Raw genomic sequence first — 21,817 nt, 5'->3', positions numbered from 1 at the left:
GAAACGCCGGCGACATCGCCCCTTACGCAACCTCGGCGTAGCGAAGCAGGTCGATCATCGTGAAATCGTCGCCCTTTTTCGAGGCGTCGACCGTCGGCAGGAAAGGCTGCCATTCGGGGTCCTGCGACAGATAGGAACCCTTGTCGCCCTGCAGCAGGCCGATGAACACCTCGGTCACGATCCGCGCCCCGACGGGTCCCAGCCGCTCGCCATTCTGCGTCACCTGCGCCTCGCGCAATATGTAGAACCAGAGCGGCGTCCGGTCGTCGAAGCCGTGCGGCTTGAGATCGGACAAATCGCCCTTCGACAATTCGGGCAGCTTCATCGCGCGCGCGACGCGCTGGCCAGAGGGCAGCGAGAAGGTCAGGTGGCGGAGCAAATTGCGCTGCGCGAGCGACGCCGGATTGGTCTTGGGATCGGGGTTCGGGACGACCGAGCCCGGCAAGCGGAACAGCGAGGTCGACAGCGTCGTGTCGATCTTCTTGTTCGGCTTCACATTGCCGTCGCTGAAATCGAAGAAGGTCGGCCAGTCGATAAAGCGCCGCGGTGCACGGCAACCGCCCGACAGATCGTCGGGGTCGTTGGGGTCCGACGGCGTCGGGGTGAAGATCATCGCAAAGAAGGGATTCCCGCCCTCGCCGGTGAAATTCGCGCGATACGACGGACGCACCTGGCTGTGCCCGAAACGATAGGCGGCGACCGAAAATTCGACCGGAATATAGGGCTCGTTGTTCCAGCGGTAAAATTTGCGGCCGTTCGTCAGCACATCGTCGACCACCGCACCACCGCACGTCTTGCGCAGGAATTCATGGACGATCATCCATTGATAGTGCCAGCGCACGATCCGCTGCGCTTCGGCGAAAATCTCGTCCGAAACGGTCAGCTTGATCTTGGTCTTCACATAGTCGACGACGCGATTGTGGAACTTCAGGAAGGCGACCTGAAGCTGGCCGATGATCAGATTTTCATCGTCGCGCGGATCGGCGATCAGCGCGACATTCTGGCTGTTGCGCGGCAGGTCGAACCTGTCCGCTGTGCCCGTGGGTTCGAGCAGGAACTTGCCGCCCTTGCCGCCCTGCGTGTCATAGAGATGCGGGCTGCCGCCCGGCCCGGCGCCATAGACATTGTCGAGCCCGAAACTGGGCGTACGGAAATTGGCGATCTGTTCGGGATCGGCCTGCCGCTCGAGGCTCGACGTCGGGTCGAAGGTCATGTCATGGTCGAGGAACTGGCCGAGGAAGGTGAAGCCCGCGGTCAGGTTCGGGTTGTCGCTGTTCTTCGCTGACAGCGCCGGGTCGGTGATCAGTTCGGCGGGGGTCTTGTTCAGCTTGTCCTTGGCATCCATGATGCCGCCGACTTTGCCGATCTCGATCAGCGCAGCCCTGACATCGGGGGTGTCGGCGGCAAAGGGCGGCAGTTCGCCGAACATGCGGCCGAAGCGGCCGGCGTCGGAATATTTGGAGCGCGGCGGAACGATGTCGCGCGGATATACGCCGTGACGAGGCATGGCAGTCTCTCCTGTTGGTTATGGTCTGGGTCGGGACGATCCACCCACCAAGGAGAGCTGACATCCGCTGTTCTGGTGCGAACCTGCGGCAAGGATTGCTCCCGCGCGTGCGCAATCCCAAGATTTTAGGTGGCTAATTCAGAATTAACATGCCGGGTCGCGGCGGAATCGCGACGGGATGAGCCTATTCGGCTTCGGTGCTGAGCCCGAGCTCGGGGATGCCGATCGAGCGCCGCCCGCCGAAATCGGCGCGCACGACGATCACCCCCTGCTTTTCCATATAGTCGACGAGGCGGCGGATGCGTCCGGGCGAGCGGCTGCCATAGGCGCGGCCGAGAATCTCGTCGTCGGGACAGGGCTCGCCGTCCATCGCGGCGCGCGCGATCTGGAGGAAGGGCGCGAACATGTCGTGCGGTAGCCGGTCGGCGACGATCAGCGCCTCGCGCCAGCGCGGCTCGGCAGGATCGAACACACCCCCCTTGGCTAGCGCGAAGCGGCGGCGGAAGGCGGCGAGGTCGAGCGGCACCTTCTTCAATTTCTGCATCCGGCAGCGCACCGAAAAATCCTGATAGAGGAAGGCTTCGGGCTGGAAGGCGCAATCGGGGTCGGAGAGCATCTCCTGCAACGTCTCGACCACCACCGCGTCGCTCTGCTCGGCCTCCGCGGCCGCCTCGACGATGTCGAGCACCGGCGGCGCGTCGGCGTCCTCGTGCAACGCTTCGCTCGCGGCGATGCGTTCCAGCACCTCGCTTGCTGCAACGGGCTCGGGTTCGGGCGCGAAGACGCGCGGCTGGGCCGGCGCCTCCATCTCGGTGAAGAGCATCGAGCGCATATCCTCGCCGCCCGCTTGCGGAAGCGGCATTAGCCCGTGCGTCCCCATGCGTGTCGAGGTCTGAGTCGATCCGATCCGCACAGCGATCGGCCGCCGCGAGATCGCGGGACCGAGCCCGAGGAAATGCCCGCGTTCGAGGTCGCGGATCGTCTCGGCCTGCCGCCGCTCCATGCCGAGCAGGTCAGCGGCGCGCGCCATGTCGATGTCAAGAAAGGTGCGCCCCATCAGGAAATTGCTCGCTTCGGCGGCGACATTCTTGGCGAGCTTCGCCAGCCGCTGCGTCGCGATCGCCCCCGCCAGACCGCGCTTGCGCCCGCGGCACATCAAATTGGTCATCGCGCCGAGGCTCGCGCGGCGGACATTGTCGGCGACGTCGCCCGCGACGCTCGGCGCGAACATCTGCGCCTCGTCGACCACGACGAGCGCCGGAAACCAATGCTCGCGCGGCGCATCGAACAGCGCATTCAGGAACGCCGCGGCGCAGGTCATCTGCGCCTCGATATCGAGCGACTCGAGGCTGAGGATGATCGACGCGCGATGCTCGCGGATGCGCGCGCCCATCGCCGCAATCTCGCGTTCATTATAGTCGCCGCCGTTGATCACGACATGGGCATAGGCATCGGCGAGCGTCACGAAATCGCCCTCGGGATCGATCACGATCTGCTGCACCAGCGCGGCGCTTTCCTCGAGGATGCGGCGCAGCAGGTGCGACTTGCCCGACCCCGAATTGCCCTGGACGAGCAGGCGCGTCGCGAGCAGTTCCTGCACGTCGATGCGCACGCCCTGCCCCGCACTGTCGGTCCCGATGTCGATGCTGGTCTTCACGCTGGCCGCCCTATCGGGGCGCTTGGGCAAAGACAACCGCGCGAGGTTCGGACCGGCGGATTTTGCCGCGCGATCTTGCCAAGCCGCGCGAAGGCGCCAAAAAGGGCGGCATGGATTTCGACGACCAGCTCCGCCACTATTTCGGCACCGCCGACATCGCGGCGATCCGCCCCGAGGCGCACGCCGCGGGCACCGAACGCATGCGCGTCGACTTCGGCCTCGAAACCAACCCCGGCCGCCGCTTCGCGCTGTGGGCGCTGATGTACATGCTCGGCGTCGCCCCCGACCTCGACGTCGCGTTCAAGGACGAGGGCGAGCGCAACACGGCGCGCGACTTCATGGACATGGTCGACCGGACGGGCGGAGATGAAGGCGGCTGACGACCGTAGTCGCCCGGCTTTTGCCGCTACCCGCAGGACTTCACGCGAAATTATCGCTGTCCTACAAAATCCGGCCGCATTAGCCTCGCTCCATGACCCGTGCGCGCCCTTCTCGACCTCGACCGGCGAGGTCCTCGCGCGCGAGGGGTGTCAACTTCGTCTACTTCCGCACCGCCATCGTCACCAAACCTCGACGCCCCGTTAACCATAGTGCAACCCCCGTCACTGTAATTTCACAAAGCCGACCGCTTTTCCCTTGCGGTGGGGCGGCGGCATCGCCACGTTATGTTCCTAAGGGGGCCGTCCTCTCCCCGGCCTGGTCCCCGCAAGGAGATGAATGACCATGCCGTCCTTTTCGGAAAGCCTCGAAAAGACCCTCCATAACGCGCTGAAAGCCGCTTCGGAGCGCCATCACGAATATGCGACGCTCGAGCATCTGCTCTACGCGCTGATCGACGACGATCATGCCGCCGAAGTGATGCGTGCGTGCGGCGTCGCGCTCGACGACCTGCAATCGGCGGTCGTCCACTATCTCGACACCGAACTCGATAGCCTGAAGGTCGAGGGACACAGCGACCCGTCGCCAACGTCGGGCTTCCAGCGCGTCGTCCAGCGCGCGATCCTCCACGTTCAGTCTTCGGGCAAGGACGAGGTGACGGGCGCCAACGTCCTCGTCGCGCTCTTCTCCGAACGCGAATCCTACGCCGTCTATTTCCTGCAGCAGCAGGATCTGACGCGCCTCGATGCCGTCTCCTATTTGAGCCACGGCGTCGGCAAGGGCGGCAAACCCTCGCCGCAGGCCGAACCCGAGGAAAAGGAAGAGACGAAGGACAAGGACAGCAGCGGCAAGAACAAGAAGGAAACCGCGCTCGACCAGTTCACCGTCAACCTCAACGAAAAGGCAAAGACCGGCAAGGTCGATCCGTTGATCGGCCGCAACGCCGAGGTCGACCGCACGATCCAGATCCTCTGCCGCCGCAGCAAGAACAACCCGCTCTATGTCGGCGATCCGGGCGTCGGCAAGACCGCGATCGCCGAAGGCCTCGCGCGCAAGATCATCGAGGGCGACGTGCCCGAGGTGTTACTGCCCGCGGTGATCTATTCGCTCGACATGGGCGCGCTGCTCGCGGGCACGCGCTATCGCGGCGATTTCGAGGAGCGGCTGAAACAGGTCGTCACCGAGCTCGAAGGCCTGCCGCACGCGATCCTGTTCATCGACGAGATCCACACCGTGATCGGTGCCGGCGCGACGAGCGGCGGCGCGATGGATGCGTCGAACCTCCTGAAGCCCGCGCTGTCGGGCGGCGTCATCCGCTGCATCGGCTCGACGACGTACAAGGAGTTCCGCAACCATTTCGAAAAGGACCGCGCGCTGCTCCGCCGCTTCCAGAAGATCGACGTGGTCGAACCGACGCTCGAGGACACCAAGAAAATCCTCGCAGGGCTCCGCAGCGCGTTCGAGGCGCACCACCAGGTGCGCTACACGCCCGATGCGATCAACGCTGCGGTCGACCTGTCGGCGCGCTACATCAACGACCGCAAATTGCCCGACAAGGCGATCGACGTGATCGACGAGGTCGGCGCGATGCAGATGCTCGTCGCCCCGTCGAAGCGCAAGAAGACGATCACCGCGAAGGAGATCGAGGCCGTGATCGCGACGATGGCACGCATCCCGCCCAAGTCGGTGTCAACCGACGACAAGGCGACGCTCGCCAGCCTCGAAACCGACCTCAAGCGCATGGTGTTCGGTCAGAATACCGCGATCGAAGTGCTGTCGTCGGCGATCAAATTGAGCCGCGCGGGCCTGCGCGATCCCGAGAAGCCGATCGGCAACTATCTCTTCTCGGGTCCCACGGGCGTCGGCAAGACCGAGGTCGCGAAGCAGCTCGCGTCGATCATGGGCATCCCGCTCCAGCGTTTCGACATGTCCGAATATATGGAGCGGCACAGCGTGTCGCGCCTGATCGGCGCGCCTCCGGGCTATGTCGGTTACGATCAGGGCGGGCTGCTCACCGATGCGATCGACCAGAACCCGCATTGCGTGCTGCTGCTCGACGAGATCGAAAAGGCGCATCCCGACCTGTTCAACATCCTGCTTCAGGTGATGGACAACGGCCGCCTGACCGACCACCATGGCAAGACCGTCGACTTCCGCAACGTCATCCTGATCATGACGACCAACGCGGGCGCCAGCGACATGGCGCGCGAGTCGATCGGTTTCGGCCAGTCGACGCGCGAGGATGTGCAGGAAGAGGCGGTGAAGCGCATGTTCACCCCCGAATTCCGCAACCGCCTCGATGCGATCGTGCCCTTCGGCTATCTGCCGCCCGAGGTCGTCGCGCGCGTCGTCGACAAGTTCATCCTCGAGCTTGAGTTGCAGCTTGCCGACCGCAACGTCCACATCCAGCTCGACGATGCGGCGCGCGAATGGCTGACCGGCAAGGGCTATGACAAGCTCTATGGCGCGCGTCCGATGGGCCGCCTGATCCAGGAAAAGATCAAGCAGCCGCTCGCCGAGGAATTGCTCTTCGGCAAGCTCGTCCACGGCGGCGAGGTCAAGGTGAAGATGAAGACCGGCGAGGACGCCCATGTCGGCAACCCGCTGACCTTCGAAATCACCCCCGCCGCGCCGAAGGCCGCGAAGGGCAAGGCGAAGGGCAAGGCCGAGAAGGCGGCGGAGTAAAGCCAAATAGCTCCCCTCCCGCTTGCGGGAGGGGCAGCGAGACTTGCGAGCTTGCTCGCTAGTCGCAGCGGGGAGGGTTGTAACGCCACAACCCCTCCCCAAACCCCTCCCGCAAGCGGGAGGGGCTTACTGCCCTCGCAATTCGGCGCCGCATCGCCTATATCATCCCCATGTACGACTATGTCACCGTAACCGCCGACGAAACATCGGCCCCCGCCCGCGTCCGCGACGGCACGATCAAGCTGCACGACGAGGCGGGCTTTGCCGGCATGCGCAAGGCGGGGCGGCTGTCGGCCGAAATCCTCGACGCGCTCGTTCCCTTCGTCCAGCCCGGCGTGACCACGGCGGAGATCGACAACCTCGTCCGCACGATGATGCTCGATGGCGGGGGCATTCCGGCGACACTCGGCTACCGCGGTTTCACGCATAGCTGCTGCACCAGCATCAACCATGTCGTGTGCCACGGCATTCCCGACGACAAGCCGGTGCGCGAGGGCGACATCGTCAACATCGACGTCACGAGCATCGTCGACGGCTGGCACGGCGATACCAGCCGCATGTATCTGGTCGGCGACGTGGGCGTAAAGGCGAAGCGCCTCGTCGAAGTCACCTATGAATGCCTGATGCTCGGGATCGAGCAGGCGAAGCCCGGCAACCGTATGGGCGACGTCGCGCACGCGATCCAGACGCACGCCGAAAAGCACCGCTATTCGGTCGTCCGCGATTTCTGCGGCCACGGCCTCGGCCAGATGTTCCACGACGCGCCGGAGGTCGTCCATGCCGGCCGCCCCGGCACGGGACCCGAACTTCGCCCCGGCATGTTCTTCACGATCGAGCCGATGATCAACACCGGCAAATATGCGGTGAAGATGCTCGCCGACGGCTGGACCGCGGTGACCCGCGACCGCTCGCTTTCGGCGCAGTTCGAGCACAGCATCGGCATCACCGAGAGCGGCTGCGAGATTTTCACTGCCAGCCCCAAGGGCCTGAACGCGCCGCCTTGGCAATAAGCGGCGCAACGATTCCAGTTTCGTCATCCCGGACTTGATCCGGGATCCATGACTCAACGCAGCACTCGCCTTCGTGGACCCCGGATCAAGTCCGGGATGACGAGTGTCGGTATGCCCCCTCTCCTACCCCCCATTTTCCCGCTTGCGCCCATGCGCCTTCGCGCGCACTCTTGACGTTAACGTCAACGATAGGCGTCGAACGGGAGAGCAAGTTATGGCGAAACGGGTCCTTTCGGCCGCGCTGCTGGGCTGCGCGGCTTTGGCATTGGCGGCGTGCAACGCATCGAAGAATGACAGCATCTCGGGCGGCGGATCGCTCGACGAGGCGGAAAAGGCCAGCGAGACCCTGCTCAAGACCGGCGGCAACGGCGACGACTGGGGCGCGATCGGCTTCAGCTACGACGAACAGCGCTTCAGCCCGCTGAAAGATATTGACGCGTCGAACGTCGGGCAGCTCGGCATCGCCTGGACCGCCGACCTCGACGATGCGCGCGGGCAGGAGGCGACCCCGGTGGTCGTCGACGGCGTGATGTATGTGAGCCACGCCTGGTCGAAGGTCAGCGCCTGGGACGCCGCGACGGGCAAACCCCTATGGAAATTCGATCCCAAGGTCCCGGGTGAGCGCGCGGTCCATGCCTGCTGCGACGTCGTCAACCGCGGCGTCGCCGTCTGGGGCGACAAGCTGTTCGTCGGCGCGCTCGACGGCCGGCTGATCGCTCTCGACAGGAAGACGGGCAAGGAAATCTGGTCGACGCAGACCTTTGACACCTCGAAACCTTACACCATCACCGGCGCGCCGCGCGTCGTGAAGGACATGGTGCTGATCGGCAACGGCGGCGCCGAATTCGGCGTGCGCGGCTATGTCACCGCCTATGACGCCGACACCGGCAAGGAGCGCTGGCGCTTCTACACCGCGCCCAACCCGACGAAGGCCAGGGACGGCGCGGCCAGCGACGACATTTTCGCGAGCAAGGCCAACGCAACCTGGTCCGACAAGGGCGAATGGCAGACCTCGGGCGGCGGCGGCACTGTGTGGGACGCGATCGTCTACGACAAGGATCTCGACCAGATCTATCTCGGCGTCGGCAACGGCAACCCGTGGAACCACGGCACGCGCTCGAACGGCGAGGGCGACAACTGGTTCCTCTCGTCGGTCGTCGCGCTCGACGCCACGACAGGCAAGTACAAGTGGCATTATCAGGAAACGCCGGGCGAAACGTGGGACTATACCGCGACGCAGCCGATCATTCTCGCCGAGCAGGCGGTGGGCGGCAAGCCCACCAAGGTGCTGTACCATGCGCCGAAGAACGGCTTCTTCTTCACCATCGACCGCACGACCGGCAAGCTGATCGACGCCAAGCCGTTTGTCGACGGGATCAACTGGGCGGCGGGTTACGACATGGCCACCGGCCGCCCGATCGAAAATCCCGAGGCGCGCTTCTACAAGACCGGCAAGCCCTTCATCGCGATCCCGGGCGCGCTCGGCGCGCACAATTGGCACCCGATGAGCTACAATCCGGCGACGGGGCTCGTCTACATCCCCGCGCAGCAGATTCCGCAAGCCTATCTTCAGGACATGAACGAGCTCGACCGGCGCAAGGTCGTCGGCTTCAACGTCGGCACCTCGCTGACCGGAACGCTGCTGCCCGACGACAAGGCGGCGTTCCGCGCCGCGGTCGCGGCCACGACCGGCCGCCTCGTCGCCTTCGACCCGCGCACAGGCAAGGTCGCGTGGGGCGTCGACTATCCCGCGGCGTGGAACGGCGGCACGATGACGACCGCCGGCAACCTCGTTTTCCAGGGAACAAGTACCGGGCGCTTTCGCGCCTATGCCGCCGACACCGGCAAACAATTGCTCGACCTCGACATGCAGTCGGGGATCGTCAGCGCGCCTTCGACCTTCCGCGTCGGCGGCATCCAATATGTCGCGTTCCAGACGAGCAAGGGCGGCGCCTTTCCGCTCGTCGCCGGGGTTGCGGGCGGGGTGACGCGCAAGGTGCCCAATATCCCGCGCCTCATCGTGATGAAGATCGGCGGCACGGTAAAACTCCCCGCCCCGCCCGCCTCGGCGGCGCTCGCGTGGAACCCGCCGCCGCAGTTCGGCACGCCGGCTCAGGTCGCGGCGGGCAAGGCGCATTTCGGGCGCTATTGCATCGTGTGTCACGGCGACAGCGCGATCGGCAACGGCTTCACCCCCGACCTGCGCGTTTCGGGCACGCTCGCCAATGCCGACGCCTGGAAATCGGTCATCATCGACGGCGCGCTCAAGGACCGCGGCATGGTGAGCTTCGCCAAGGTGCTGAGCCCCGCCGATGCTGAGGCGCTGCGCGCCTATGTCATCGACCGCTCGAACTGGACCAAAGCCAACCTGCCCGACGCGTCGGCGCCGATGGGACGCTGATTGCCCAAATTATAGGCACCCGGATAACGCCGTTGCTCGCGCTTTGGGCAGCGGCCTCATTTCGTTTCGAAATTCTTACCAAATCCCCGCGATTCGCCAATTGGCACGGCTTTTGATTGGTGCAAGATGGCGGGACACCGCACCGACTCGACGGCGGACCGGACAGGCAGGCCTGATCCGGCTTGACGTGCGAAAGCGGCGACCAGCCCAAAGGGGGACGAGAAGCGTGAAGAAGATTGAGGCGATCATCAAGCCGTTCAAGCTCGACGAAGTGAAGGAAGCGCTGCACGAAGTGGGTGTCAGCGGGATCACCGTCACCGAAGCCAAGGGTTTCGGCCGGCAGAAGGGTCACACCGAACTCTATCGCGGCGCCGAATATGTCGTCGACTTTCTGCCCAAGGTGAAGCTCGAGGTCATCGTCGAGGATTCGATGGCGGAGCGCGTCGTGGAGGCAATCGCCGCCGCCGCGCAGACCGGCCGGATCGGCGACGGCAAGATCTTCGTCATCCCGGTCGAGACCGCGCTCCGCATCCGCACCGGCGAACGCAACGAGGATGCGCTTTAATCTCTCCACATTTTCGACAACCCGACAACCCGGCACGCCGGACCATTTCGCAAGAAGGAAGCTAAACGATGGCTACGAAGCCCAAGGATATCATCGCGCGGATCAAGGAAAACGACATCGAGTGGGTCGACCTGCGCTTCACCGACCCCAAGGGCAAGTGGCAGCATCTGACCATGGTTGCCTCGGTCCTCGGCGAGGACGAACTCGAAGACGGCCTGATGTTCGACGGCTCGTCGATCGAAGGCTGGAAGGCGATCAACGAGTCGGACATGATCCTGAAGCCCGACCTCGACGCCGTCTATGACGACCCCTTCTCGGCAACCCCGATGCTCGTGATGTTCTGCGACATCGTCGAGCCTTCGACCGGCGAAGGCTATGCCCGCGACCCGCGCACCACGGCAAAGCGCGCCGAAGCCTATGTCGCCTCGACCGGCATCGGCGACACCGTCTATGTCGGCCCCGAAGCCGAATTCTTCATGTTCGACGACGTGCGTTTCGAAACCGGCTACAACAAGTCGGGCTTCGAGATCGACGATATCGAACTGCCGACCAACACCGGCCGCAGCTATGAGGGCGGCAACCTCGCGCACCGTCCGCGCGCCAAGGGCGGCTATTTCCCCGTCGCCCCGGTCGACAGCGCGGTCGACATCCGCGGCGAGATGGTCTCGACGATGCTCGAAATGGGCCTGCCGTGCGACAAGCATCACCATGAGGTCGCCGCCGCGCAGCACGAACTCGGCCTGACCTTCGGCACGCTCACCGAAACCGCAGACCGCATGCAGATCTACAAATATGTCGTGCACCAGGTCGCACACGCCTATGGCAAGACCGCGACCTTCATGCCGAAGCCGATCAAGGACGACAACGGCAGCGGCATGCACACCCACATCTCGATCTGGGAAAAGGGTAAGCCGCTCTTCGCCGGCAACGGCTATGCGGGGCTTTCCGACATGTGCCTCTATTTCATCGGCGGCGTGATCAAGCACGCCAAGGCCTTGAACGCCTTCACCAACCCGACGACGAACAGCTACAAGCGCCTTGTCCCGGGCTTCGAAGCGCCGGTGCTGCTCGCTTACTCGAGCCGCAACCGTTCGGCCTCGTGCCGCATCCCTTACGGCGCGGGCGCCAAGGCGAAGCGCGTCGAATTCCGCTTCCCCGACGCGATGGCGAACCCCTATCTCTGCTATTCGGCGCTGCTGATGGCGGGGCTCGACGGCATCCAGAACAAGATCCACCCCGGCGACGCGATGGACAAGAATCTGTATGACCTGCCCCCCGAGGAACTGAGCGAAGTCCCGACCGTGTGCGGCTCGCTTCGCGAAGCGCTCGACAGCCTGATGGCCGACCACGACTTCCTCCTGAAGGGCGACGTGTTCAGCAAGGACCAGATCGAGGCCTATGTCGAGCTGAAGTGGGACGAGGTTTACCGCTTCGAACAGACGCCGAGCCCGGTCGAGTTCGATATGTACTACAGCGCCTGACCAACAGGGGGCTTTGTAGCGGGGCGTCCGGTTCGGGGGAACCGGGCGCCCCTTTGCTTATGCGCTTGCTCGCCGCGCCTTGCCCGCTTACCCCCGACGTAGTTGCGCGCGGCGACCAGCCCGGGCAAGCCTTTGCAAACGCGCAAAGAGGAGAGACAGTTGGTGAAGCGGCTCCATACGGCGGCAGCGATGCTCCTTCTGACGGCAGCGTGCGCCTACGCCAGCGATCGGGCGGAACCCGCGACCACTCCGGCGGGCTATCGCGAGGCGGCTTTGGAGCTCGACGCAGCGATCGCGGCAAAGGATGAAGCCGCGCTTGAGCGGCTGATCGCGGAGGATTTTCTCTGGGTCCGCGGTAGCGGCGCAAAGGGCGACAAAGCGGACTTCATCGGCGCGCTGACGGCGCCCGCCATTCGCATCGAACCCTTCCGTGCGAGCGAACCCCGCTGGATTATCTCAGGCAATAGCGCGCTGCTGGCCGCGACCAACGAGTTGCGCGGCACCGCCGATGGCGAACCCTTCGTCGATCGCCATCGCTTTGCCGATCACTGGCTGTGGCGCGACGGCGGCTGGCGGCTGGTCTACGCCCAAGTGACGCCACTGCCCGAAACCGCCGATCCGGATGGCGGCTAGAGCGTTATCTGGGACTACCGCACCATCATGCCGCGCTTGCCGACCGCGACGAAGCTGCCGCCGATCAGCGAAGCCGCCAGCACTGCGATAACGTCGATCGCCGAAAGCGACGCGTTCCAGCCGAGCGCGTCGAACGCCGCCCAGGGCAGAAGGATCGCGCAGGCGATCAAAAAGGCCCAGGAACCGCCCTCCAGCCCGAGTTGCCGGTCGAACTCGTCATAGACGCGGAGCCAGCGGAACGACGCCAAGCTCACCACCAGCAGGACCGCCAGCGCCGCGAGCGCGACGCCGGGCGCCACGGGACCGGCCGCGAAACCGGGCGACCGCGCGAGCGCGACCAGCATGAGCGTGACGCCCGCCCATCCCATATAGAGCGCCGAGCGCAGCAGCTTGGCCCGGTCGTCGACCAGTTCCTCGGCGTCGCCGACGTTGAGCAGCCGCGCCCCGGCGCGCGGCGCGGCGAGGCCGAAACCGATCATCGCAGTGGTCAGCAGATAGACCAGTCCAACACCCGCCAACGCCACGCGCGAAGGCTGCATGGCGACGAGCGGCCCCTCGCCCGCGAGCCACATCAGCAGCGAAAAGCTGCTCGCGCCGAACGCCATGCCGGCGAGCGCGCTGAATGCCGTCTTTTTCCACCGCCGTGTCCGGTCGTCGATCGTCGAATGGCTCATTTTTCATCCTCCGGAATCCAGTGATGGATAAACAGTTCGCGCACTTCGAGCCCGAACAGGTGGGCCATGCGCAGCGCGAGCGGCAGGCTGGGGTCATATTTGTCGGTTTCGACCGCGTTGATCGTCTGTCGCGACACGCCGAGCCGGCGGGCCAGTTCGCCCTGGCTCCATCCCGCACCTTCGCGATGTTCGCGCACCCGATTTTCCAAAGGCCATCCCTTCACCTGTCAAGAGCTCTTTACAGGCTTCGCGTCAAACTGTCAAACACTCTTTACACCCATCCTCCGCCGCGCCGCGATTACGCTTTGGTAAGCCGGCGCGGTTAAAAGGCGGACGAGATCGAGGGGGATGTTCGATGATGCGTATCGTGATTCTGGCGGCCGCGACCCTGCTCGCCGCCGGCTGCGACAAGATGATCGAACTGGTGAACCAGACGCGCACCGTCGCCGCACCACGCGAGGAAGTGTTCGCCAAGATGTTCGGCGACGACGGCGCCTTCGCCGGCCTGCCGCTCGTCACCAACGGCGGATCGACGCGGCTCTACGAACTTGTCGCCGAAAAGGGCGAGCCCGGGTTCGAAAAGCTGATCCCCGACGAACGGCCCGAAGCGTACAAAGTCAAGGTCGCCGTCGCGATGGAAATCCCGCGAGAGGCGCATCTGATCTACAGCGTCGATGACGGCGCACTCACGACAGGGCTGAAATTCACTTTCGAGGAACTGGCGCCCGATCGCACGCGGGTCGCATTCACCATCGACGAACTGACCGGCGGCGGCGCGAAAGGTCTTCAGGTCAACCGGTCCGCGCTGAAACGGATCGCGCGCGACGCGCTCGGCAAGCTCGACGATTTCGAGGAGATCGACGAGGCCGCCTGACGCATTTCTCCGATCCGTCGGCCAAGACCCGAGCTTGCGCGCTGCGCCGGCAAGTGTCACCCTTCCCTGACGTTGATCACGAAATGGGGTTCTGGATCATGCGGATGCGCGTCCTTTTACTCTCCTCGCTGATTCTGACCGGTTGCGGCGGAGGTGGAAGCGATGGCGGGACGGCACCCGCCGCAAACACGTCTCCAGCATTCACTTCGCTCCAGACCACCAGCGTCGCCGAAAACAGCACGGCCGCCTATCAGGCAACGGCGACCGATCCAGACGGCGATGCGCTAACCTTCGCCATCGACGGCGGCGCCGACGCGGCGCGCTTTTCGGTCACCGCCGCCGGCGCGCTCCGCTTCAACGCAGCTCCCGATTATGATCTTCCGGGCGATGCCGACGGCGACAATGTCTATGCGGTCCGGCTCAGCGTCAGCGACGGCAGAGCGGATGTCAGCCAGACGATCAATGTCACGTTGACCAATTCGAAGGAAGGCATATCCGTCCAGCGCGTCGGCACCGGCTTTAATCAGCCGACCTTCCTTCTCGGCATTCCGGGCAGCGGCGACGTCTATGTGCTGGAAAAGGCCGGGGGCGTTTATCGCCTGACCCCTTCGACCGGCGCGAAGACGCTGCTCTTCACGATCGGCGACCTGTCGACCGACGGCGAACGCGGGCTGCTCGGCATGGCGCTGCTGCCCAACCCGGCGAATTCGGATCGCTTCATGATCTATTGCACCAATGCCTCCGGTGACATCGAGATTCGCGAATATGGAACACTCTCCGGATCGCCCCGTGTGTTGGCGAGGCTTGCGATACCGCATCCCGGGGCGAATAACCATAATGGCGGCGCGATGGCCTTTGGCCCCGACGGCTTGCTCTATGTCGGGGTGGGCGATGGCGGGGGCTCGGGTGATCCGGGTAATAACGCCCAGAATCCCGATTCGCGGCTCGGCAAGATATTGCGGATCCGGGTGGTCGAAGACCCCTATGCGGGTGCATCGGTTCCCAGCGATGAGGGTTTCCTGGCGCCCGCCCCTGGCAATCCCTATCTGGCCGGCGGCGGCGACCGCTATGTCTACGCGACCGGCTTGCGCAATCCGTTCCGTTTTTCCTTCTCGGGATCGACCCTGATCATAGGTGACGTCGGCCAGGGTGCGGTCGAAGAAATCGATATGGTGACGACCACCCAGCCGGGCCTCAATTTCGGCTGGCGTTTCAGGGAAGGCACCCGGCCCTATACCGGCACGCCGCCCGGCGGCCTGATCGATCCGGTCGCCGAATATGGTCACGGCGACGGTCCGCGGCAGGGCAATTCGGTCACCGGCGGCTATGTCTACCGCGGCCCGGTGACCTCGCTCCAGGGTCAATATGTCTTCGCCGACTTCGTCTCGGACAATATCTGGACGGTCCCATTTTCCAGCCTTGTCCCTGGCCAGACGCTCGCCTCATCGCGTTTCGCGCGGCGCAACGAGGATTTCGCGCCCAACGCGGGGACACTGAACTCGATCGCCTCCTTCGGCGAGGACAGCGCCGGCAATCTGTTCCTCGTCAGCCTTGGCGGCGATATTTTCATGGTGCGCCAGGGAACCTGAGCGCGGCGGCGCGGCTTTTTCGAGCGGGGGACTAACCCGCAAAGGAGCCATCATGGCCGCCCCCCTCACCGCCACCGCAATCAATTGCTCGCTCTCAAGCCGCGGGCGGAAAAGCTCGACCGACGCGATGCTCGCGGTGCTCGCCGAACATTTCGCCGCGCATGAGGTGACGGTCGCGGACCCGATCCGAATCGCCGCGCACAACATCAAATGGGGCGTCACATCGGACGAGGGCGAAGGCGACGACTGGCCGAAGATTCGTGAGCGCATCCTCGCCGCCGACATATTGATCTTTGGCACCCCGATCTGGATGGGACAGGCATCGAGCGTCGCCAAGCTCGTGATGGAACGGATGGACGCCTTCCTCTCCGAAACCGACGCCAAGGGGCGGATGCCCAGCTATTCCAAAGTCGCGGTCGCCGCGATCGTCGGCAACGAGGATGGCGCGCATAATGTTGCGTCGCAAATCTTTCAGGCGCTGAACGATGTCGGCTGGACGATCCCCGCAGTCGCCGCCTGTTACTGGGTCGGCGAGGCGATGGGTTCGGTGGACTTCAAGGATTTGAAGGAAGCGCCGAAGAAGGTGACCGAGACCGCCGGGATGGTCGCGGCGAACGCCGCACATCTCGCGCGGTTGCTGAAGGATGCGCCCTATCCGGGCTGACGAGGTTGCGCGAAGGCTTCAAGCGAGGCACAAACTGACCGTCGCCCCCGCGAAGGCGGGGGCCGCTAGAGAGGTAGCGCAGGGTTGCCGGCGGCCCCCGCCTTCACGGGGGCGACGTTTGGATCATCCGGAGTCCCCATGAAATCATTGCCCTTTGCCGCTCTCATCGCCCTCCAGCTCGCCCTTGCCCCCACAGCGCAGGCGAAGCTGAGCAAAGCCGAGAGCGCGATGGTGCAGACGGTGGAGGCCGAACAGGGTCGCAGCCTCGCGCTGCTCGAAAAACTGGTCAACCAGAACAGCGGCTCGCTCAACCTCGAAGGGGTTGAAAAGGTCGGTGCGATGATGCGCGCCGAACTCGAACCCTTGGGTTTCAAGGTCGAATGGAAGCCGATGCGCAAGACCGGCCGCGCCGGCCACCTGATCGCGACGCACGCCGGCAAGCCCGACGCCAAGCGCCTGCTCCTCATCGCGCATCTCGACACGGTGTTCGAGCCCGACTCGCCGTTCCAGCGCTTCGAACGCATGGGCGACAAAGCGAAGGGGCCGGGAGTCAGCGACGACAAGGGCGGGATGGTCGTCGTCGTCGCGGCGCTGCGCGCGATGCACAAGGCGGGGACGCTGAAGGGCGCCAATATCGAATTTCACATGACCGGCGACGAGGAAGATACGGGGCATCCGCAAGCGGTCGCGCGTGCCGACCTGATCGCCGCGGGCAAGCGCGTCGACGTCGCGCTGGGGTTCGAAGGCCTGGTCCGCGATGGCGGCGCCGACATGAGTTCGATCGCGCGGCGCTCGTCGGAAAGCTGGCAGGTCACCGCGACCGGCAAGACGGGGCACAGCTCGGGCATTTTCAGCGCCGATGCCGGCGACGGCGCGATCTATGAGCTCGCGCGCATCATCCACCGCTTTCGCACCGAGCTGCCCGAACCGAACCTGACTTTCAACGTCGGACTGATCGCGGGCGGCGAGCAGGTGTCGCTCGACGAAGGCAAGATTCGCGCGAGCGCGAACGGCAAGACCAATATCATCGCTGCGACCGCGATCGCGCGCGGCGACCTGCGCACGCTGTCGGCCGAACAGGCGGCGCGCGTGAAGGACAAGATGGCGGCGATCGTCGCCGATCATGCCCCCGGCACCGGCGCCACCCTCGCTTTCGACCCCGGCGGCTATCCGGCAATGGCGCCGACCGACGGCAACCGCGCGCTGCTGACGCGGCTCAACGCCGTCAACCGCGACCTCGGTCTCGCCGAAATGGCCGCGCTCGATCCCTTGAAGCGCGGCGCCGCCGACATCAGCTTCGTCGCGCCGCACGTCGACAGCCTCGCGGGACTCGGCGCCTATTCGACGGGCGATCACGGCCCCGAGGAGACGGTCGACATCCCCAGCATCAGCCGTCAGGCGACGCGCGCCGCCATATTGATGTCGCGGCTCGCTGCGGAAAAACGCTGACCCGCCAGATTTGGCAGTTGGCCTTGCTTGATTCATCCGCCACAGTGATTAGGTAGCAATCCGAGACGGAATTGACCGCCGATGGGAGAAGAATGATGAGCACCGAAACGCACCTCAAACAAAATTACATCGGCGGCCGCTGGGTCGACAGCAAGGGTGGCAAGCTTCACGACGTGATCAACCCCGCGACCGAGGAAGCGGCGTCGACCGTCGTGCTCGGTACCGCCGCCGACGTCGACGATGCCGTCGCCGCGGCGAAGGAGGCCTTCAAGAGCTTCTCGCAGACGACGCGCGAAGAACGGGTCGACCTGCTGAACCGCATCGTCGAGGAATATAAGAAGCGCGCGCCCGATCTCGCCAAGTCGATGGCCTCCGAAATGGGCGCCCCGGTCAGCTTCGCGGGCACCGCGCAGGTCGGCGCCGGCATCGGCGGCTTCCTCGGCACGATCGCCGCGCTCAAGGATTTCAGCTTCACCGAAAAATATGCCGCGGGCATGATCGCGTATGAGCCGATCGGCGTCGTCGGCATGATCACGCCGTGGAACTGGCCGCTCAACCAGATCGCGCTCAAGGTCGCCCCGGCACTTGCCGCGGGCAACACGATGATCCTCAAGCCCTCCGAAGAATGCCCCGGCAACGCGGTGATCTTCGCCGAGATTCTCGACGCCGCGGGCGTCCCCGCCGGCGTGTTCAACCTCGTGCAGGGCGACGGCCCGACGGTCGGCAACGCGATCAGCGCGCACCCCGGCATCGAGATGGTGAGCTTCACCGGATCGACCCGCGCCGGGATCCTCGTCGCCAAGGCGGCGGCCGACACCGTCAAGCGCGTCCATCAGGAGCTCGGCGGCAAGTCGCCGAACATCGTCCTGCCCGACGCCGATTTCGCCGCGGTGCTGCCCCCGACGGTGCAGGGCGTGCTCGTCAACACCGGCCAGAGCTGCATCGCGCCGACGCGCATCCTCGTCCAGAAGGAGCGCGAGGCCGAAGCCGTTGGCGTGATCAAGGCGATGTTCGACGGCACACAGGTCGGCGATCCACAGGCCGAGGGCGGCCATATCGGCCCCGTCGTCAACAAGGCGCAGTTCGACAAGATCCAGGGCCTGATCCAGTCGGCGATCGATGAAGGCGCGACGCTCGAGACCGGCGGCACCGGCCTGCCCTCGAACGTCAACCGCGGCTATTATATCAAGCCGACCGTCTTCTCGGGCGTCACCCCCGACATGCGCATCGCGAAGGAAGAGGTGTTCGGCCCCGTCGCGACGATCATGGCCTATGACACGCTCGAACAGGCGGTCGATATCGCCAACGACACCGAATATGGCCTGTCGGCCGTCGTTTCGGGCGACCCGGCCAAGGCCGCCGAGATCGCGCCGAAGCTGCGCGCCGGCATGGTCGCGGTCAACGCATGGGGCCCCGGCCCGGGCGCGGCGTTCGGCGGCTACAAGGCGTCGGGCAACGGCCGCGAAGGCGGCGTGTTCGGGCTGAAGGATTTTATGGAAGTGAAATCGATCAGCGGCATTCCTGCGTAAATCGATTCCTGCCTGCGGCGAAGCCGTGGGGAGGGGAACCGCCCGCGGAGCGGGTGGTGGAGGGGCCGCGCCCAAGCCCCTCCGTCAGCCGCTACGCGACTGCCACCTCGCCATCGCTTCGCGACAGGGAGGATCAAAGGCCCCTCCCTTGCAGGGAGGGGTTTTTCTTTGCGCACCGGAAAGCTACACGCGCTGGCATGACCACCCATTCGCCGCTCGCCCCCGCCACCTTCCCCGCGCTCCCCGACATCGCCGGGGTCACGCGCCGCGTCGCGCGCGCGCGCTACAAAGATTGGGACCGCTGCGATCTCACCTTCGTCGAGCTCGCGCCCGGCACTACCGTCGCAGGCGTCTTCACGCGCAATGTCTGCTGCTCGTCCGAAGTCGAACTCGGCCGCGAACAGGTAAAGGGCGGATCGGGCCGCGCGCTCATCGTCAACGCGGGCAACAGCAATGCCTTCACCGGCTATCGCGGGCGCGAGGCGGTCGAGCAGATCATGGAACAGGTCGCCGGCCACCTCGGCTGCGCGCCAAGCGAAGTCTTCGTCAGCTCGACCGGCGTGATCGGCGTTCCCTTGCCCAAGGACAAGGCGCGCGCCGGCGTCGACGCCGCGCTCACCGCCGAGCCCTGCTCGTGGGAAGCCGCCGCCGAGACGATCGGCACCACCGACACCTTTGCCAAGGGCGCCGCCGCGAGCGCGATCGTCGGCGGCACGACCGTCCACGTCGCAGGCATCGTCAAAGGCTCGGGCATGATCGCGCCCGACATGGCGACGATGCTCGGCTATATCTTCACTAACGCCGCGGTCGCGCCCGCGCTGTTGCAGGAGATGCTGAACGAAGCGACCGGCGGCAGCTTCAACAGCATCACCGTCGACAGCGACACCTCGACCAGCGACACGGTGCTGCTCTTCGCAACGGGGCAAGCCGGAAACGCCCTGCTCTCCACGCGCGACGATCCCGGCGCCGACGCCCTCTACGCCGCGATCCGCGAAGTCGCACTCGACCTCGCGCATCAGGTGGTGCGCGACGGCGAGGGCGCGTCGAAATTCATCGAAATCCAGGTCACCGGTGCGACCAGCGACGACAGTGCGAAGCGCGTCGCGCTCGCCATCGCCAACTCGCCGCTGGTGAAAACCGCGATTGCGGGCGAGGACGCGAACTGGGGCCGCGTCGTCATGGCGGTGGGCAAAGCGGGCGAACCCGCCGACCGCGACCGCCTCGCGATCCGCTTCGGCGATCATTGGGTCGCAAAGGACGGGCTGCCGGTGGATGGTTACGACGAAGCGCCCGTCGCGGCGCATCTCAAAGGGCAGGACATCCGCATCGGCGCCGACCTCGGGCTCGGCGAAGGCCGCGCGACCGTCTGGACCTGCGACCTCACTCACGGATACATCAGCATCAACGCCGATTACCGTAGCTGACGCCGCGCGATCGTCAGTCCGCGAGCGCGGTCCACTTCGCATCGCCTGACGCATTCGCGACCACCGCTTCGACGAAGGCCATCGTCCGCAACCCGTCGGCGATGCCGGGAAACCAGCCGGCCGCGCCGCGCGGCGGCGGCGTCGCGTCGCCCGCGCGCAGCGCGCGGCCGAAGCTGCGATAGAGGTTAGCGAACGCCTCGATATAGCCTTCGGGATGCCCCGCCGGGGTGCGCAGCCGCGCCATCGCCGAGGGATCGAGCCCCGGCCCGCCGGCGCGGATCACTTCGGCCGGGCGGTCGAGCCAGCGCAACGTCAGGCTGTTCGGCTCCATCTGCGACCATTCGAGCCCACCTTCCTCGCCATGGATACGCAGGCGCAGGCCATTCTCGTCGCCCGCGGCGACTTGGCTCGCCTTCAACACGCCGCGCGCGCCGCCTTCGAAACGCAGCAGCGCCGCCACATCGTCGTCGAGGCGGCGGCCCGCAACATGCGTGGTCAGTTCGGCGCTCAGCGATTCGACCGCAAGCCCCGAGACATGCTCGGCAAGCTGAAAGGCGTGCGTCCCGATATCGCCGAGACAGCCACCGAGCCCGGCCCGCGCCGGATCGGTCCGCCATTCGGCCTGCTTGTTGCCGTCCGCGTCGATCGGCCGGCTGAGCCAGCCTTGCGAATATTCGGCCTGCACCAGCCGGATCTTGCCGAAATCGCCGCGCGCAACGCGCACGCGCGCCTCTTCGATCAGCGGATAGCCGCTATAGGTGAAGGTCAGCCCGTAGAGCTTGCCGCTGCGCGCGACCGCCGCGGCGATCGCCTGCGCTTCGGCCAGATTCAACGCCATCGGCTTTTCGGACAGGACGTGAAAACCCGCGTCGAGCGCCGTGATCGCCATCGGGGCGTGGAGATGATTCGGCGTGACGATCGCGAGCGCTTCCATCCGCTCGCCTGCGGGAAGCGCCGCTTCCGCGGCAAGCAAAGCGTCGAAGGTCGCATAGCCGCGACCGGGATCGAGTCCCAGCGCTTCGGCGCTCCGCCGGTTGCGGGCCGCGTCGGCGCTGAACGCACCGCATACCAATTCATATTCGCTATCGAGCGCGGCGGCCATACGGTGCACCGCACCGATGAAAGCGCCCTCGCCACCACCCACCATGCCATAGCGAATTTTCGACCGACCGTTCATCGCATTCCCTCTGCCAGAATTCATAAAATTGTTTGCATTATTCGTTTTTAAACGGTTACATCATCGCACCGGCTGTTGCCAGACGGGAGAGGATAATGAAATTTCTGTTCGCCCTGCCGT

The 21,817-nt window shown here is 65.2% G+C and carries 18 protein-coding genes; 13 read left to right on the top strand and 5 right to left on the bottom strand.

What is annotated here, in order from left to right:
- Positions 1-22 precede the first annotated feature (22 nt).
- Positions 23-1,507, bottom strand: coding sequence for a peroxidase family protein (locus tag OVY29_RS19365; protein WP_037555040.1), 1,485 nt, complete (start codon positions 1,505-1,507; stop codon positions 23-25).
- A gap of 184 nt (positions 1,508-1,691) precedes the next feature.
- Complete coding sequence (locus tag OVY29_RS19360; protein WP_037555039.1) at positions 1,692-3,164, bottom strand: ATP-binding protein; 1,473 nt, start codon at positions 3,162-3,164, stop codon at positions 1,692-1,694.
- 110 nt (positions 3,165-3,274) lie between these two features.
- Here OVY29_RS19360 and OVY29_RS19355 point away from each other — a divergent pair, with 110 nt between their 5' ends.
- The 7 genes from OVY29_RS19355 to OVY29_RS19325 all read left to right on the top strand — a co-directional run bounded on the left by OVY29_RS19355 (position 3,275) and on the right by OVY29_RS19325 (position 12,317).
- Positions 3,275-3,544, top strand: a complete 270-nt coding sequence (locus tag OVY29_RS19355; protein WP_037555061.1) for a hypothetical protein — start codon at positions 3,275-3,277, stop codon at positions 3,542-3,544.
- A gap of 343 nt (positions 3,545-3,887) precedes the next feature.
- Complete coding sequence (gene clpA / locus OVY29_RS19350) at positions 3,888-6,227, top strand: ATP-dependent Clp protease ATP-binding subunit ClpA (protein WP_313912080.1); 2,340 nt, start codon at positions 3,888-3,890, stop codon at positions 6,225-6,227.
- 170 nt (positions 6,228-6,397) lie between these two features.
- Complete coding sequence (gene map / locus OVY29_RS19345) at positions 6,398-7,237, top strand: type I methionyl aminopeptidase (RefSeq protein ID WP_037555038.1); 840 nt, start codon at positions 6,398-6,400, stop codon at positions 7,235-7,237.
- Positions 7,238-7,451: 214 nt separating this feature from the next.
- Positions 7,452-9,638: a PQQ-dependent dehydrogenase, methanol/ethanol family gene (locus tag OVY29_RS19340; RefSeq protein ID WP_037555037.1), complete on the top strand. Its 2,187-nt coding sequence runs from the start codon at positions 7,452-7,454 to the stop codon at positions 9,636-9,638.
- 226 nt (positions 9,639-9,864) lie between these two features.
- Positions 9,865-10,203, top strand: coding sequence for a P-II family nitrogen regulator (locus OVY29_RS19335; protein ID WP_037518110.1), 339 nt, complete (start codon positions 9,865-9,867; stop codon positions 10,201-10,203).
- A gap of 68 nt (positions 10,204-10,271) precedes the next feature.
- On the top strand, positions 10,272-11,684 hold the full coding sequence (glnA, locus tag OVY29_RS19330; protein ID WP_037555036.1) for a type I glutamate--ammonia ligase: 1,413 nt from the start codon (positions 10,272-10,274) through the stop codon (positions 11,682-11,684).
- 162 nt (positions 11,685-11,846) lie between these two features.
- Complete coding sequence (locus OVY29_RS19325; RefSeq protein ID WP_152567602.1) at positions 11,847-12,317, top strand: nuclear transport factor 2 family protein; 471 nt, start codon at positions 11,847-11,849, stop codon at positions 12,315-12,317.
- 14 nt (positions 12,318-12,331) lie between these two features.
- Here the strand turns inward: OVY29_RS19325 and OVY29_RS19320 are convergent, their stop codons facing one another.
- Positions 12,332-12,991 carry a hypothetical protein gene (locus OVY29_RS19320; RefSeq protein WP_037555035.1) on the bottom strand — a complete coding sequence of 220 codons (660 nt, stop codon included), beginning with the start codon at positions 12,989-12,991 and terminating at the stop codon, positions 12,332-12,334.
- Positions 12,988-13,200: a helix-turn-helix transcriptional regulator gene (locus OVY29_RS19315; protein ID WP_037555034.1), complete on the bottom strand. Its 213-nt coding sequence runs from the start codon at positions 13,198-13,200 to the stop codon at positions 12,988-12,990. The genes OVY29_RS19320 and OVY29_RS19315 overlap by 4 nt, the downstream gene beginning before the upstream one ends.
- 146 nt (positions 13,201-13,346) lie before the next feature.
- On the opposite strand from OVY29_RS19315, the gene OVY29_RS19310 reads away from it, so the two are divergent.
- From OVY29_RS19310 to argJ, 6 genes are all read left to right on the top strand, one after another.
- Positions 13,347-13,865 carry an SRPBCC family protein gene (locus OVY29_RS19310; protein ID WP_037555033.1) on the top strand — a complete coding sequence of 173 codons (519 nt, stop codon included), beginning with the start codon at positions 13,347-13,349 and terminating at the stop codon, positions 13,863-13,865.
- Between the two features lie 104 nt (positions 13,866-13,969).
- Positions 13,970-15,454: a PQQ-dependent sugar dehydrogenase gene (locus tag OVY29_RS19305; RefSeq protein WP_161786540.1), complete on the top strand. Its 1,485-nt coding sequence runs from the start codon at positions 13,970-13,972 to the stop codon at positions 15,452-15,454.
- A 52-nt stretch (positions 15,455-15,506) separates the two neighbouring features.
- Positions 15,507-16,118: a flavodoxin family protein gene (locus OVY29_RS19300; protein WP_037555032.1), complete on the top strand. Its 612-nt coding sequence runs from the start codon at positions 15,507-15,509 to the stop codon at positions 16,116-16,118.
- 138 nt (positions 16,119-16,256) lie between these two features.
- Positions 16,257-17,567, top strand: coding sequence for a M20/M25/M40 family metallo-hydrolase (locus tag OVY29_RS19295; RefSeq protein WP_037555030.1), 1,311 nt, complete (start codon positions 16,257-16,259; stop codon positions 17,565-17,567).
- A 95-nt stretch (positions 17,568-17,662) separates the two neighbouring features.
- Complete coding sequence (locus tag OVY29_RS19290; protein WP_037555056.1) at positions 17,663-19,096, top strand: aldehyde dehydrogenase family protein; 1,434 nt, start codon at positions 17,663-17,665, stop codon at positions 19,094-19,096.
- A gap of 197 nt (positions 19,097-19,293) precedes the next feature.
- Positions 19,294-20,520, top strand: coding sequence for a bifunctional glutamate N-acetyltransferase/amino-acid acetyltransferase ArgJ (argJ, locus tag OVY29_RS19285; RefSeq protein ID WP_037555028.1), 1,227 nt, complete (start codon positions 19,294-19,296; stop codon positions 20,518-20,520).
- 13 nt (positions 20,521-20,533) lie between these two features.
- On the opposite strand, the gene OVY29_RS19280 is transcribed toward argJ, so the two are convergent.
- Entirely contained in the window at positions 20,534-21,697 is a 1,164-nt protein-coding gene (locus OVY29_RS19280) for a Gfo/Idh/MocA family protein (RefSeq protein ID WP_037555027.1), read from the bottom strand.
- Positions 21,698-21,817: the final 120 nt, after the last annotated feature.

Origin of the sequence: Sphingopyxis sp. SE2 (assembly GCF_032227185.1) — a bacterium.
In the GTDB taxonomy this organism is placed as follows: Bacteria; Pseudomonadota; Alphaproteobacteria; order Sphingomonadales; family Sphingomonadaceae; genus Sphingopyxis.
The sequence above is the reverse complement of the archived record's forward strand: the minus strand, read 5'-3'. Positions and strand labels throughout refer to the sequence as shown.